This is a genomic window from Mycobacterium sp. E3247, assembly GCF_001667785.1.
In the GTDB taxonomy this organism is placed as follows: domain Bacteria; phylum Actinomycetota; class Actinomycetes; order Mycobacteriales; family Mycobacteriaceae; genus Mycobacterium.
The window spans coordinates 1-1,122 of record NZ_LZJG01000038.1 but is presented as its reverse complement, the minus strand read 5'-3'; the positions used below and the strand labels follow the sequence as shown (position 1 = coordinate 1,122).

The 1,122-nt window shown below is 64.7% G+C and carries 1 protein-coding gene; it reads left to right on the top strand.

Translation table 11 applies throughout. The features are described 5' to 3' along the window. Window positions 1-1,122 (top strand): 30S ribosomal protein S1 (rpsA, locus tag A9X04_RS01740; RefSeq protein WP_067917144.1); only part of this gene is annotated, 1,122 nt, incomplete at both ends.

Here is a 1,122-nt window from a genome sequence, read left to right as displayed (position 1 = left end):
GCCGCAATAGACAAAACGATCAAGTACTTCAACGATGGCGACATCGTCGAGGGGACGATCGTCAAAGTGGACCGGGACGAGGTGCTCCTCGACATCGGCTACAAGACCGAGGGCGTCATCCCCGCCCGCGAGCTCTCCATCAAGCACGACGTCGACCCCAGCGAGGTCGTTTCCGTCGGCGATGAGGTCGAAGCGCTTGTCCTCACCAAGGAGGACAAAGAGGGCCGCCTGATCCTGTCCAAGAAGCGCGCCCAGTACGAGCGCGCCTGGGGCACCATCGAGGCGCTCAAGGAGAAGGACGAGGCCGTCAAGGGCACCGTCATCGAGGTCGTCAAGGGTGGCCTGATCCTCGACATCGGCCTGCGTGGCTTCCTGCCCGCTTCGCTGGTCGAGATGCGCCGGGTCCGCGATCTGCAGCCGTACATCGGCAAGGAGATCGAAGCCAAGATCATCGAGCTGGACAAGAACCGCAACAACGTGGTGCTGTCGCGCCGGGCCTGGCTGGAGCAGACCCAGTCCGAGGTGCGCAGCGAGTTCCTCAACCAGCTGCAGAAGGGCGCCATCCGCAAGGGTGTGGTTTCCTCCATCGTCAACTTCGGCGCGTTCGTCGACCTGGGCGGTGTGGACGGCCTGGTGCACGTCTCCGAGCTGTCCTGGAAGCACATCGACCACCCGTCCGAGGTCGTCCAGGTCGGTGACGAGGTCACCGTCGAGGTGCTCGACGTCGACATGGACCGCGAGCGGGTCTCGTTGTCGCTCAAGGCAACCCAGGAAGACCCGTGGCGGCACTTCGCCCGCACGCACGCCATCGGCCAGATCGTGCCCGGCAAGGTCACCAAGCTGGTTCCGTTCGGCGCGTTCGTCCGCGTCGAGGAGGGCATCGAGGGCCTGGTGCACATCTCCGAGCTGGCCGAGCGGCACGTCGAGGTGCCCGACCAGGTGGTCGCCGTCGGCGACGACGCGATGGTCAAGGTCATCGACATCGACCTGGAGCGCCGCCGGATCTCGTTGTCGCTCAAGCAGGCCAACGAGGACTACACCGAGGAATTCGACCCGGCGAAGTACGGCATGGCCGACAGCTACGACGAGCAGGGCAACTACATCTTCCCCGAGGGCTTCGAC